14 protein-coding genes are annotated in these 13,740 nt (G+C 44.3%); 9 read left to right on the top strand and 5 right to left on the bottom strand.

The window, feature by feature from the left end:
• Nucleotides 1–12 precede the first annotated feature (12 nt).
• Together FLA_RS29895 and dnaB are read right to left on the bottom strand one after the other, a co-directional pair.
• Nucleotides 13–714, bottom strand: coding sequence for an RsmE family RNA methyltransferase (locus tag FLA_RS29895; RefSeq protein WP_076379784.1), 702 nt, complete (start codon nt 712–714; stop codon nt 13–15).
• Between the two features lie 33 nt (nt 715–747).
• On the bottom strand, nt 748–2,361 hold the full coding sequence (dnaB, locus tag FLA_RS29890; protein ID WP_076379785.1) for a replicative DNA helicase: 1,614 nt from the start codon (nt 2,359–2,361) through the stop codon (nt 748–750).
• Between the two features lie 437 nt (nt 2,362–2,798).
• On the opposite strand from dnaB, the gene lpxA reads away from it, so the two are divergent.
• The 3 genes from lpxA to FLA_RS29875 all read left to right on the top strand — a co-directional run bounded on the left by lpxA (nt 2,799) and on the right by FLA_RS29875 (nt 5,974).
• A complete protein-coding gene (lpxA, locus tag FLA_RS29885; RefSeq protein ID WP_076379786.1) occupies nt 2,799–3,596 on the top strand; it encodes an acyl-ACP--UDP-N-acetylglucosamine O-acyltransferase in 798 nt (265 codons plus the stop codon).
• Complete coding sequence (locus tag FLA_RS29880; RefSeq protein ID WP_096511390.1) at nt 3,586–4,224, top strand: ABC transporter ATP-binding protein; 639 nt, start codon at nt 3,586–3,588, stop codon at nt 4,222–4,224. Before lpxA ends, FLA_RS29880 begins: the two co-directional genes overlap by 11 nt.
• A 109-nt stretch (nt 4,225–4,333) precedes the next feature.
• The gene (locus FLA_RS29875; RefSeq protein WP_076379787.1) at nt 4,334–5,974 is read left to right on the top strand and encodes a pyruvate dehydrogenase complex dihydrolipoamide acetyltransferase; all 1,641 of its coding nucleotides are present in this window, start codon (nt 4,334–4,336) and stop codon (nt 5,972–5,974) included.
• Nucleotides 5,975–6,138: 164 nt separating this feature from the next.
• Here the strand turns inward: FLA_RS29875 and FLA_RS31610 are convergent, their stop codons facing one another.
• Nucleotides 6,139–6,927, bottom strand: a complete 789-nt coding sequence (locus FLA_RS31610; RefSeq protein ID WP_197705840.1) for a hypothetical protein — start codon at nt 6,925–6,927, stop codon at nt 6,139–6,141.
• Between the two features lie 145 nt (nt 6,928–7,072).
• Between FLA_RS31610 and FLA_RS29860 the strand changes: the two genes are divergently transcribed.
• The 4 genes from FLA_RS29860 to FLA_RS29845 all read left to right on the top strand — a co-directional run bounded on the left by FLA_RS29860 (nt 7,073) and on the right by FLA_RS29845 (nt 10,023).
• Complete coding sequence (locus FLA_RS29860) at nt 7,073–8,494, top strand: hypothetical protein (RefSeq protein WP_076379788.1); 1,422 nt, start codon at nt 7,073–7,075, stop codon at nt 8,492–8,494.
• 65 nt (nt 8,495–8,559) lie between these two features.
• Nucleotides 8,560–9,066: a GbsR/MarR family transcriptional regulator gene (locus FLA_RS29855; RefSeq protein WP_076379789.1), complete on the top strand. Its 507-nt coding sequence runs from the start codon at nt 8,560–8,562 to the stop codon at nt 9,064–9,066.
• Between the two features lie 10 nt (nt 9,067–9,076).
• Entirely contained in the window at nt 9,077–9,445 is a 369-nt protein-coding gene (locus FLA_RS29850) for a CoA-binding protein (protein WP_076379790.1), read from the top strand.
• Between the two features lie 104 nt (nt 9,446–9,549).
• Entirely contained in the window at nt 9,550–10,023 is a 474-nt protein-coding gene (locus FLA_RS29845) for a ribonuclease H-like YkuK family protein (protein WP_076379791.1), read from the top strand.
• A 12-nt stretch (nt 10,024–10,035) separates the two neighbouring features.
• Here the strand turns inward: FLA_RS29845 and yihA are convergent, their stop codons facing one another.
• The gene (yihA, locus tag FLA_RS29840; protein ID WP_076379792.1) at nt 10,036–10,686 is read right to left on the bottom strand and encodes a ribosome biogenesis GTP-binding protein YihA/YsxC; all 651 of its coding nucleotides are present in this window, start codon (nt 10,684–10,686) and stop codon (nt 10,036–10,038) included.
• Between the two features lie 3 nt (nt 10,687–10,689).
• Nucleotides 10,690–12,216, bottom strand: a complete 1,527-nt coding sequence (gene gpmI, locus FLA_RS29835; protein ID WP_076379793.1) for a 2,3-bisphosphoglycerate-independent phosphoglycerate mutase — start codon at nt 12,214–12,216, stop codon at nt 10,690–10,692.
• A gap of 123 nt (nt 12,217–12,339) precedes the next feature.
• On the opposite strand from gpmI, the gene FLA_RS29830 reads away from it, so the two are divergent.
• The gene (locus FLA_RS29830) at nt 12,340–12,720 is read left to right on the top strand and encodes a DUF4783 domain-containing protein (protein ID WP_076379794.1); all 381 of its coding nucleotides are present in this window, start codon (nt 12,340–12,342) and stop codon (nt 12,718–12,720) included.
• Nucleotides 12,721–12,876: 156 nt separating this feature from the next.
• Nucleotides 12,877–13,740 carry a carboxylating nicotinate-nucleotide diphosphorylase gene (gene nadC / locus FLA_RS29825; RefSeq protein ID WP_076379795.1) on the top strand — a complete coding sequence of 288 codons (864 nt, stop codon included), beginning with the start codon at nt 12,877–12,879 and terminating at the stop codon, nt 13,738–13,740.

The following is a 13,740-nucleotide window of genomic DNA, read 5'->3' as shown; positions in this document are numbered from 1 at the left end:
TGATAAGTAAAATTAGTGATTTACCAGTAAGGCGGCGGCCACCACCCCTGCTGTTTCTGTACGCAGCCGGGTGCTGCCTAAAGAAACGGGCTCAAAGCCTTTTTGCAAAGCAAGCTCGATTTCAGCGGGTGTGAAGTCGCCTTCCGGACCTATTAATATAAGCACATCCTGTGCCACATTCAATTGGTTTATATTGCTTTTCTGCATCTCTTCACAGTGGGCCACCAGCTTTTGCGTGTGTGTCTGCTGCGCTATCACTTCTTCTATTTCTACAGGGTTGTGCAGTACCGGCAACCATACCTGCCTGCTTTGCAGCATAGCCGATACCAGAATCTGCCGCATCCGGTCAAAACGAAAATGCTGGCGTTCTGTTCTTTTACATAAAAGGGGGAATATTTCGCTGATACCAGTTTCTGTGGCTTTTTCCAGAAACCATTCAATACGGCTGGCGTTTTTGAGTAAAGAAATACCTATTGCTACCTGTCTTACTGTTTTGGGGTAAAAAGCAGTTTCGGTAACCTGTACCAGGCACTGCTTTTTATCGGCTACGCGAATAACGGCGGTAAGTAAATCGCCTTTACCATTGGTAAGCTGTATGGATTCTCCTTCCCGCATGCGCAAAACCTGCACCACATGCTTACGGCTTTCTTCGCTCAATTCCAGCTGGGTAGTGCCGGCAGTAACAGCTTCTTCAAAGAAGTAGGGAAAGGACATTATTTAGAATGAGTTAATGATAAGAGGGTTATACTAAAATGGTGCATCACTTTCCATTCCATCGTCGAACTCTCCACTGTTCATGCGGCTGCCCTGGATGAAAAATTTGCCACCATCGCCACCACCACCATCAGGGGCGCCACCGGAAGAAGGCCCGAGTGGTTTCCAGCCACCTCCGCCATTAGGCGCACCTCCACCCGCTCCACCACCAGGATTAAACCCGCCGCCCATATCATCCTCATCCCACTCATGAAATTTTTGAATGGCCAGGTTGGCGCGTAACTTAATGGTTTCCAGCGAACCGTTACGGTGCTTGGCTATACGTACGTGGGTTTCACCTTTGGTGCTTTCCCCCATTGCATCGTTGTTAATTTCGTAGTACTCCGGACGATAAATAAACATTACCATGTCCGCATCCTGTTCAATCGCACCCGATTCCCTCAAATCACTCAGCTGCGGCATCTTGCTTTCTTTACGTGTTTCCACCGCCCGGCTTAACTGACTTAATGCAATAATCGGCACCATCAATTCTTTCGCCAGCATCTTCAACGTACGCGAAATAGTACTGATCTCCTGTTCACGGCTACCAGAGTTACCACCACCACTCATTAACTGCAGATAGTCAATGATGATAAAACGCACTTTGTTTTTATTTACCAGTCTCCTGGCTTTGGCACGAAATTCAAAAATGTTCAACCCCGCTGAATCATCAATAAAGATGGCCGCTTTTTCAAGGCGCTTAATACCTTTAGCGTGAAGTTGTTGATATTCATAGTCTTCCAGCTTACCACGCGAAATTTTTTCCATCCCAATTTCGCTTTCCGCCGAAAGAATACGTTGAACCAGCTGCGCAGCACTCATCTCTAACGAGAAAAACGCAACCGCTGTAGGTCTGGTAGTGTTCATAGCCGCATTCCGGGCCAGGTTAAGGGCAAACGCCGTTTTACCCACCGCAGGACGCGCAGCCAGGATAATTAAGTCAGAAGGTTGCCAGCCATAGGTAACCCGGTCCATAGTAGGAAACCCGCTGGGCACACCGGAAATTTCTTCCGTTCTGTTCCGCATTTCATCAATACGGTTAATAGCTTCTGCCAACGCACTGCTCATTTCCTTGTAATCGGTTTTGAGGAAGTTGTTGGTGATTTTGAAGATTTTATCTTCCGCATCATCCATCAGATCAAACACATCCGTTCCTTCCTCGTAAGCTTCACCCAAAATTTCACCACTCACGCGAATCAGTTCGCGCTGGATAAACTTCTGTAGCACAATACGGGAGTGCGCTTCTATATTGGCGGTACTTACTACCGCGTTAGTCAATTTAGTAAGAAAATAAGGGCCGCCTACCATATCCAGCTCTTCTTTAGAGCGTAATTCTTCCATTACGGTAAGAATATCGATAGGCAGGTTTTTTTGAACCAGGCTATGGTAAGCTTTAAAAATACGCTGGTGCGCATCTACATAAAAACATTCCGCTTTTAAAATTTCCGCTACCACATCAAATGCAGCTTTATCCAGCATCACTGCTCCCAATACCGCTTCTTCCAGTTCCCTGGCTTGTGGCGGTACCTTTCCATACATCATCGTGCTTAAGTCAACGTTATTTTTCCGCCGCTGCTTCCTGTCTTTATTAAAATTAGTGAGCTCCATAAATGTGAACTGGTTTCTTTTCCGGGTAAGCGAATCATTTTACTCTCTACGTATCCAAGATTACCAAATTGTTATGTCCGGGAAGTAAAGGACGGCGAATATAAATGCAGAAACTTTCCTGCAAAAAATTTTGACCTTCTATTATTCATCTATTTCAATGCACAAAATTAGCACAAAGAAGAGGCACTTATTCACACAAATTTCGAGTTATGCATACAAAAAGATACGTTTTACACAATCTACAATAAATTTCCCCGCATTTAACAAAACAATTCACACCGGATGTGCACAAAGATTTTTATCACTTTTTAAGGTTTCATAGGCTAATTTTTCGTAAATAAGAAAGGGAGAAATTGACCAATACACCTATTTTTGCGCAGCCCTCGTAAAAACACGCGGGGATATTATTGACACATAATTCAGATTTAGTGACCGGCATGATTCATCCGCATACTTACATACATCCAAACGCGCGATTGGCCCAAAACGTTAAAATTGATCCTTTTACCGTCATTCACCAGGATGTAGAAATTGGGGAGGGTACCTGGATTGGTAGTAACGTTACCATTATGGAAGGCGCCCGCATTGGAAAGAACTGCCGCATATTCCCCGGCGCAGTAATCTCTGCCATCCCGCAGGATCTGAAATTTGCTGGTGAAAAAACTACTGCTGAAATTGGCGACAATACCACTTTACGCGAGTTTGTAACCGTAAACAGAGGTACTAAGGAGCGTGGTAAAACCACCGTTGGCTCCGATTGCCTTATTCAGGCTTACACGCACGTAGCACACGATTGCTCCATTGGTAACAATTGTATTATTAGTAACAGTACCCAAATAGCGGGTCACGTTGTAATAGGCGACTGGGTAATAGTAGGTGGCGTTTGTGCAGTACACCAGTTTGTGCAAATTGGTTCACACTCTTTCGTTGCCGGCGGAAGCCTGGTAAGCAAAGACGTACCACCTTATATTAAGGCCGTTCGTACTCCGCTTAGCTATGGCGGTGTAAACAGCGTAGGCCTGAAAAGAAGAGGGTTTGATCTGGACAAGATCAACCATATCCTTGACATCTACCGTATTATCTACAATAAAGGTTTAAACACCTCTCAGGCGCTGGAGTTTATTGAAGAAGAGCTGGCAGCAAGCGATGAACGTGACGAAATATTAACGTTTATACGCGAAAGCGGTCGTGGAATCATTAAACGTGGCACCAAAGGTGCGAGCGATGAAGACTAATGTGCTGAACATTCAACTATCAGCCGCTGGCAAACGCTATAACCGTGAATGGATTTTCCGCAATCTTACCTGTAGTTTTTTACCGGGCGAAACATACGCCATCACCGGCCCTAATGGCAGTGGAAAAAGTACATTACTACAGGTAATAAGTGCGGGCATGGGAATCAGTGCCGGCGAATGTCGCTGGCAGAACGCGTCCAACGAAGCCATTCCGTCCGAAAAAGTGCATTTACACCTCGCTATGGCAGCCCCTTATTTGGAGGTGATTGAAGAAATGACCGCCCTGGAGTTTTTACAGTTTCATGCCGGTTTTAAACCCTTTTTACCCGGCTTGTCCTCTAAAGAAATACTACACATTATTGGCCTGGAAAAAGCTGCCGGCAAACAAATACGCCACTATAGCAGCGGCATGAAACAACGGCTAAAACTGGCACAGGCCATCTTTGCCCAGGTGCCGCTTCTCTTACTGGACGAGCCCTGCACGAATTTAGACCTTGCCGGATACCAGCTTTATCATCAATTGATAAAAGAGTATACTACGCACAAAACGGTGATTGTAAGCAGCAACGATTTGCAGGAATATCACTTTTGCCGGCACACCATTCACCTCCCCGATTATAAGCAATAACCCACCCGCTTTTGCCGCTCATATATTCCAAATCGTAATCGGAATTCGTACATCGTAAATCATTTTACTGTAATTTCACGGCTCATTTTAAACGAGCAACCGATATAATATGGCCGAAGTGATTTTAATGCCCCGCCTCAGCGATACTATGACAGAAGGCGTAATTGCTGCCTGGCATAAGAAAGTGGGTGATTCTGTAAAGAAAGGAGATCTGTTAGCTGAAATTGAAACTGATAAAGCCACTATGGAGCTGGAAAGCTACCAGGAAGGAACGCTGCTGCATATTGGTGCTGCAAATGGCGGCAAATTGCAGGTGAATGATCTGTTGGCTATTATTGGTAAAGCCGGAGAAGATGTAAGCGCTTTGGTAAACGGTGGTGGCGCAGCTGCCGCTCCTGCTGCTAAAGAGCAACCCGCTGCCGAAACAAAAGCGGAAGCTGCACCAGCAGCAACTGCTGCAGGCCCAACTCTGGACCTGGCCAACATGGATGAAGTAGTATTAATGCCTCGTTTAAGTGATACTATGACGGAAGGCGTTATTGCCAGTTGGGTGAAAAAAGTAGGCGATACTGTTAAAAAAGGCGATATTCTGGCTGAAATTGAAACAGACAAAGCCACAATGGAGCTGGAAAGCTATAAAAACGGAACTTTATTATATACCGGAGCCAACGCTGGCGAAAAGATTGCTGTAAACGATCTGCTGGCTATTATTGGCGAACAAGGCAAGGTGAATGTAGACCAGATTGTAGCTGCTGCCAAAGGTGGCGCATCTGCTGCACCGGCTGCTGCACAACCTAAAGCCGAAGCTACTACCGCTGCACCTGCTGCTGCACAAAGCACACAGGCCGCTGCTCCACAGGTAGTGAACGAAGGCAGAATTCTGGCTTCTCCATTAGCTAAAAAAGTAGCAGAAGAAAAAGGCATTGATCTCAAATATGTCAAAGGCTCTGGCGATAACGGTCGTATCGTGAAAAGCGATATTGAAAACTTTACGCCATCTGCCGCTCCGCAAACTACCAGCGCTCCTGCAGCTGCTTCCAGCAATGTTGCTGCTGCACCAGCCGGACAGGTTTCTTTTGAAGAAGTACCTGTTAGCCAAATGCGCAAAGTAATTGCCCGCCGTTTAAGCGAAAGCCTGTTCACCGCTCCTCACTTCTACCTCACCATGAGCATTGACATGGATGCCTGCGTAGCTGCAAGAGCGAAACTGAACGAAAACGCTAAAGTGAAAATCAGCTTCAACGATATCGTACTGAAAGCAACTGCCCTGGCATTAAAACAACATCCCAAAGTAAACAGCAGCTGGTTAGGCGATAAAATCCGCATTAACCACCATGTAAACATTGGTGTTGCCGTTGCAGTAGAAGAAGGCTTGCTGGTACCTGTAGTTCGTTTTGCCGATACCAAATCTTTAAGCCAGATCACGGTTGAGGTGAAAGACTACGCACAAAAAGCAAAAGACAAGAAATTACAGCCTTCAGATTGGGAAGGAAGTACCTTTACCATTTCTAACCTGGGCATGTACGGGATAGACCAGTTTACCGCTATCATCAACCCACCAGATGCCTGTATACTGGCAGTAGGTGGTATTTCTCAAGAGCCCGTTGTTAAAAACGGTGCGGTAGTTCCTGGAAATATCATGAAACTCACTTTAAGCTGCGACCATAGAGTAGTAGACGGTGCCACCGGCGCTGCCTTCCTGCAAACTGTAAAAAGCCTGCTGGAAGAACCTTTACGCATGCTTATCTAAGTTTGGTACTAATAGCATTAAAAGGCCCTGTTACATTACGTACAGGGCCTTTTTTAATGCCAGTAAAGGAAAAATGCCATCTGCTCCAGAACTCTTCCATAAAAGCACTAAAAAAGCCAGGCAAATAGCCTGGCTTTTTTAGTATCATAAAGCGGTATCAGCGCTTATTTGGTTTCGTCTTCATCGTCCTCATCTTCATCGTCGTCTTCCTCGATGTCATCATCTTCGTCCACTTCGAAATCGTCGTCATCATCTGCATCCTTGTCGTCTTCATCAGACTCGATTTCAACTGCAGGAATCACCAGATCCACTTCTTCTTCGTCCTCTTCCACTTCGTCAATTTCAGGGGCGATTACTTCAGGAACAGGTATATTATTATTCAGTTCCAGTTCTTCTGGTTTTGGTTGCGGAACTGCTTTAATTTTTTTAGGCGCAATTTTTTTGATAGCCTTTTTAGCAGGAGCCAGTTTCTTAGGAGCTACTTTTTTAGCGGCTGCTTTTTTAGGAGCTGCAACCGGAGTGGCTTTTTTGGCTACTTTTTTAACCGCTGCTTTCTTTGCAGGAGCAATTTTCTTAGCTACTTTTTTAGGAGCTACCTTTTTAGCGGCTGCTTTTTTAGGGGCAACTTTTTTAACTGCTGCTTTTTTTGCAGGAGCAATTTTTTTAGCGGCCTTTTTAGCAGGGGCGATTTTTTTAGCTACCTTCTTGGGAGCTACTTTTTTAGCGGCTGCTTTTTTAGCAGGTACTACTTTCTTAGCTACTTTTTTAGGGGCGATTTTTTTAGCCGCCTTTTTAGCAGGAGCGATTTTTTTAGCCACTTTCTTAGGAGCTACAGTTTTAGCAGCTTTCTTAGGTGCGGCCTTCTTCACTACCTTCTTAGGAGCCGCCTTCTTAACGACCTTTTTAGGAGCCGCCTTTTTCGGTGCTACTTTCGTTTTATTAGCTTTTGCCATGGGATTAGTTGTTTAGTAAGAATGATTATGAAAGGTAATTACAATTTGCATATTCACATAACATGTAACAATTTTTTTTGTGATTTTTTTAATTCTTTACAACAGATTCTATACGTATTGCGTTTAATCAAACTAGTTTTACCACATGCGTTACCTATTAACCATACTATTACTGATCGCTGCAAACACAGGCACAGCACAGAACATGCAAGCTATACATGGTTCGCCCTATGCTGGCAGCATGGCAATAGACTACAACCCTGCCGGAATTTTAAACGCTCCTTTTAAATGGGATGTTACCATCATCGGAGCACAAGTAAAAACAATGTCGAATGGCTTTTATCTCGACAGATATAACCTCTTATCCAGCTCCGATACTGTGTATGTAGTAGGAAAAGATGGTTACTATAGCAGGTATGCACATGCCAGTGCCACAATTAACCTCTTTCATATCCGTTACCAGCTATCCAAGCGCTCTGCTATCAGCGTAGGCGGCAATGTGCGCTCCTATACCAATGCTGTAACAAGCCCCCTGTATTATTCAGACAGCTTAACGTTCACAGGAATAGCAGCACGCAACCTTAACACGCCCTCTCTCTCTGCTGCCGCCACCTCTAATACCTGGGCCGAATTAACCATGGCCTATGCCCGGGTGTTAAGCAGTAACACTTTCGGACGCTGGCAGGCAGGGGTGCAATTATCAGTTATGCGCGCCATATCAGGGGCTTATGCCACTGTAAGCAACGTACAGTTTGAATCCTCTGCTATACCCGGAAATTCCCTGTTAACCAATGGATATGCACAGTATGGTTATTCCAGCAACTACGATCGCCTGGATAGTAATAACAGCACTTTTACCAACATTAAAAACTTCATGCGTGGCATGGCTATGAATGTAGGGGTAAGCGCAGGTATAGAATATGTAAGATATTGGGATGACGCAGGCCCTTTTATAGAGCCCAGGCCCGATGACTATAACTGGAAGCTGTCAGTTGCCTTGCTGGACATTGGCACCAACACATTTACTTACAGCGGCCGGAGCGCCCAGGCTGTTGGCGTAAAACCAAACACCTATGCCAGCTCATTGGAAAACAAGTTTAATAACATAGACAGGGCAGAAGGTTTAAACGACAGTTTACGTTCCATAGCCCAAAGCTTCCGTAATTTGAACGGCCGGTTTAGTTTACGCAACCCCACCAGGCTGGTGATTAACTTTGACAAGCAATTCGACAACGATTACTTTTTAAATGCCGAATTACAGCTTAATACCAACAGGCTGCATAATACCCTTCATTATAACAGCCAGGAAACTACTATTGCGGCAGTTACTGCCCGTAAAGAAACCAGTAAATGGGGCGTATATGTGCCCCTGCAATATACTACCACCGGCAAGGTATGGTTAGGGTTGGCAGGTAAAGCAGGGCCTTTGCTTATAGGCTTACATAATCTTAGCTGGCTGTTTAGCAAACATGGGTTTCCTAACGGCGGTGCTTATGTAAGCTTACGCATTATACCTGGTAACCGTAAAGAAAAAGATAATTCATTGGCATGTCCAACAGCAAACTAACCCAAAACGGGGTTACCTTTTTCACAAAATCTTGAAATTTCAGAAACAGACCTTAGATTTGGGATATGAACCTTACGGAAGCTAAACAACAATTTGTACAAAGCTGGGGTGTACTGGGTAGTCAATGGGGTATAAACCGCACCATGGCCCAGGTACATGCCTTGTTGCTGATTGCCGAAAAACCCATGAGCACGGATGATGTGATGGAAGGATTAAACATCAGCCGTGGGAATGCCAATATGAATATCAGGGAACTGATGGATTGGGGCCTGGTAGATAAAGTAATTATCAGCGGCGACAGGAAAGAATACTTTTCTGCCGATAAAGATATCTGGCGGGTAGCCACACGCATTATGGCACAGCGCAAAAAGCGTGAGCTGGACCCTATGTTAAAAGTATTAAACCAGTTAACAGAGGTAGAAGGCGATAAAAAAGATCCTGATATTAAAGCGTTTACCGAAGTAATCGGCGGCATCAGAAAGTTTGCCGGCCATGCCGAGAAAACGCTGGACACGGTTATTAAAGCCGAAGAAAACTGGTTCCTGAATAGCTTTATCAAGTTATTGAAATAAAGCATGCACTATGAAAACACCCAAACACACCGTAGTATTAGGTGCATCCGATAATCCGCAACGGTACAGCTTCCTGGCTGTAAACCGGCTGGCAGCGCATGAACATCCCGTAACTGCAATAGGCAAAAAAACAGGCGTTATCGGCACCGTTCCGGTGATAACAGAGCATCCCGTGTTGCCTGATGTAGATACTATCACTTTATACCTGAGCGCTGCCAATCAAAAAGCGTATTACGATTATATCCTCTCCCTGCATCCCAAACGCATTATTTTTAATCCGGGGGCCGAAAATCCCGAGCTGGAACAGTTGGCTGTTCAAAACAATATACAGCCACTGGAAGCCTGCACGCTGGTAATGTTAAGTACCGGCCAGTATTAGCCGGTGTTCCTTTTCCCGCTGTTTTCCACCTTTGTTAATAATCAGATGATATTCCATTGCACAGAATGCTGAAGTAATTACGTAATTTCAGAAAACCTCATTTTATGCGTTGGAGAAAATTCAATGGCGAAAACATTCATCTCCCGATTAAGGATGCAGTGGAAGAGGCAATTCAGAAAGAGGTAAACAACGGCGTGCATCTTAAGGTTTGTATCGGTACCGACAGCCAGGTTAAAGGTGAAGACACGGAATTTGCTACAGTAATCGTGTTTCTGCGTGAACACAATGGTGGGTTTATGTATATCCACAACGAAAAAACACTCGTTAAGTACAACATTAAAGAGCGTATGCTGGTAGAAGTAGCCAAAAGCATTGAAATTGCTTATGAGCTATGCGACCTGTTTATTGCCTATAATGTTGACATGGAAGTGCATGCCGACATTAACACCAATCCGCAATTTAAAAGTAATGACGCCCTGCGTGAAGCCATGGGCTACATTCTGGGAATGGGCTTTGCCTTTAAAGCCAAACCAGAAGCTTTTGCCAGCAGCAGTTGTGCTGACAAGGTGGTGAACTAACAAAAAAGCCGCCTAATGGGCGGCTTCTTCGTTTGGATTATAAAAAGCGTGGTTAGAGTCACTGATCAGTTTCAGTATCTCATCCCGCCCATCTTTTTTAATAGCGCTGCTTACAAAGCTTTGCGGTAAAAACTGCCAGGTTTCGCGCATAGCATCTAAAAATGCTTTTACATTGCACTGCACTACTCCCGGCTTTTCTTTATCGGCTTTAGTAAACACCAGTGAAAAAGGCACTTGCCATTCGCCCAGCTGGTTTACAAACTCCAGGTCGTTTTCCTGGGGAGTATGCCGTGCATCAATCAACACAAACATCATCACCAGGTTTTCCCGCTTACGCAGGTATCCTTCAATCATCTGTTCCCAACGATTGCGATCACTTTGCGAACGCTTGGCATAACCATACCCGGGCAAATCTACCAGGTACCATTTGGTAACCGGGCCTTTTTCTTTTTGAGTACTGTCTATATTAAAGTGATTAATGCTTTGCGTTTTACCAGGCTGTGCCGATGTTTTGGCCAGTTTCTGATTATTGCATAACATGTTAATCAACGACGACTTACCCACGTTACTACGCCCTATAAAAGCATACTCCGGCCTGTCGGGCTTAGGACACTTAGCCACTTCAGGGCTGGAAATAAAATATTCAGCTTTCTTTATTTGCATAGCTTATTTAGAGATCAACACCTCACCTGTCATTTCTTGAGGAACAGGTAAGTCCATTATAGATAACACGGTAGGTGCAATATCACCCAGTTTACCAGGCTTCACGTCCCCTTTCCAGCTATTGCTTATTACAAACAATGGCACCAGGTTGGTAGAGTGCTGTGTATTAGGCGAACCGTCTTCATTAATCATGTAATCAGCATTGCCATGGTCTGCTGTTAATAAAATAGCATATCCGTGTTGCAATGCTGTTGTAACAACTCTTTCAACACAGTTGTTCACGGTTTCCACCGCTTTTACTACAGCGCTGAAAACACCGGTATGGCCCACCATATCAGCATTGGCATAGTTAATACATATAAAATCAGCCGATTCGTTTTCAATTTCAGGCACCAGTTTATCGGTAAGCTCTACTGCACTCATTTCAGGTTGCAGATCGTAGGTGGCAACTTTAGGAGAAGGAGCCATAATACGATTTTCACCTTCAAAAGGAGCCTCACGACCACCACTGAAGAAGAAAGTAACGTGCGGATACTTTTCAGTTTCTGCCATGCGAATCTGCTTTTTGCCATTGGCAGCCAGCACTTCACCTAAAGTATTGTTGAGGTTGTCGTTTTCAAATATAACACGAACGTTCTTATAGGTTTTGTCATACTCCGTCATGGTGGTATAATCCAGGCTCAACGTATGCATACCTAAGTCTTCATGGTTCTCCTGTGTTAACACCTGGGTAATCTCACGGCAACGGTCGGTACGGAAGTTAAAGCAGATAGCCACATCACCATCTTTGATGGTAGCCAGTGGTAACTGATCGCTTCCAATGATAACAGTAGGTTTAATAAACTCATCTGTTACATTCTCTGCATAAGCCTGCTCTACTGCTGCAATAGCATCGGTCGCTTTCAGGCCTTCCCCTTTTACCAGTGCATCGTAAGCAAGTTTCACACGCTCCCAGCGCTTATCCCTATCCATTGCATAGTAACGGCCGCTTACAGAAGCTATTTTACCTACGCTGCTATTTAAATGCTGCTGTAATTCAGTAATGAACTTCAGGCCGCTTTTAGGATCGGTATCACGTCCATCGGTAAATGCATGAATATATACCTCCGTTACCCCTTCGGCCTTACATACATCGCAAATAGCTTTTACGTGATTTAAATGACTGTGTACACCACCGTCACTTACCAGCCCCAGCAGGTGCAAAGGCTTTTTATTGGTTTTAGCAGCATGAATAGCCGCCAGTAATTGTTCGTTTTTGGCAAAAGATCCGTCACGCACTGCTACGTTAATACGTTGCAATTCCTGGTAAACAATACGGCCGGCGCCCAGGTTCAGGTGCCCCACCTCACTGTTACCCATTTGCCCATCAGGCAAACCCACCGCTTCACCGCTGGTGACTAAAGTTGTATTAGAATATTTACTATAAAGGCCATCTACAAAGGGAACCTTCGCATTTTGTATGGCATCAGATGACTTCACCTTTCCAAGCCCCCATCCGTCCATGATAATCAATATAACTTTCTTTTCCATGCGCGTAAAGCTACACCAATTTGATTATTTGAAATAACCCCCTAACTTTAATGGCGCTTTAATTATGCTAAAACTGGCACATTTTTGGCACCAATATCTATTAGAAAACCATTAAATACCAATATGAAAAAGATATTACTGCTGGCGGGCGTAGTGTTATCGCTATTGTCGTTCAGGGTGAGTGGAGATGCGGATAGTATTATTAATGCCTTAAAAGATGGTAATGCCGAACAACTGAGCCAGTATTTTGATAATATACTGGATGTGAAGCTTCCTGAAAAAGATGAAATCAAGAACGTAGGTAAAAACCAGGCAGGCATTACTTTAAAAAGCTTCTTTGCCGATAATAAAGTCAAAGGGTTTGAACTCAGCTCTCAACGGGAGATGGGGGGCACTATGTATATTACCGGTAAACTACAGGCCGCTGCCAAAAGCTACAACATTACCCTGATGATGAAATCAAAGGCCGACAAAATGGCCATCATTACCGTCCGGATCAATTAATTTTTTATAAAAACGAGACCAGCCCTGCTGGTCTTTTTCTTTTCCCTTCTATCAGGTTATACCAACATTCTTTGCTACCTTTTCTTTCCCTTTGAGTATAACAAATAATTCATTCACAAGCCGTACACGCAAAAAAGACATCCCTACATTTGCTATATGATACAACAGTTTGAAGAGAAGCTTTACCACCTGATAACAGAAGCATTGAACGAAGATATTGGCAATGGCGACCATTCAACTTTAAGTTGCATTCCTGCCGGCAAACAAGGCAAGGCAGTGCTGAAAATAAAACAGAACGGCCTGCTGGCAGGTATTGACGTAGCACAAACCATATTTTCTACCGTAGAAGCCAAAAGCATGTTCCATGCTTATAAGCAAGACGGGGAAGTAATGACCAGCGGCGAAAAAGCCTTTGAAGTAGAAGCTTCTATACATACTATTTTAAAATGCGAACGCCTGGTGCTCAACTGCATGCAACGCATGAGTGGTATAGCCACCCTTACCAGCACTTATGCCGAAAAGCTGAAAGGATATAAAACAAGGATACTGGACACCCGTAAAACCACCCCTAACTTTCGCCTGCTGGAAAAAGAAGCAGTACGTATAGGAGGTGGCACCAACCATCGTTTTGGTTTGTATGATATGATTATGTTAAAAGACAATCATATCGACTTTTGCGGTGGCATTGAACCCGCTATTGAAAAGGCTTATAAATACACACAAACCGAGCAAACCGGACTAAAAATAGAAGTGGAAACCCGCACGGTGGAAGACGTGAAAAAGGTAATTGCCATAGGCAAAGGCAAAGTGTTTCGTATTATGCTGGACAATTTTACACCAGCGCAAATAACAGAAGCTTTACAACTGATACAAGGCGATTTTGAAACAGAGGCCAGCGGCGGCATTAACCTGCAAAACCTTACCAGCTATGCAGCCACCGGAGTAGATTATATTAGTGCAGGCGCTTTAATACACCAGGCACAAAGCCTTGATTTAAGCCTGAAGGCAGTAATACTGTAA

It is taken from the genome of Filimonas lacunae (assembly GCF_002355595.1).
GTDB classification, from domain to species: Bacteria; Bacteroidota; Bacteroidia; order Chitinophagales; family Chitinophagaceae; genus Filimonas; species Filimonas lacunae.
The sequence above is the reverse complement of the archived record's forward strand: the minus strand, read 5'-3'. Positions and strand labels throughout refer to the sequence as shown.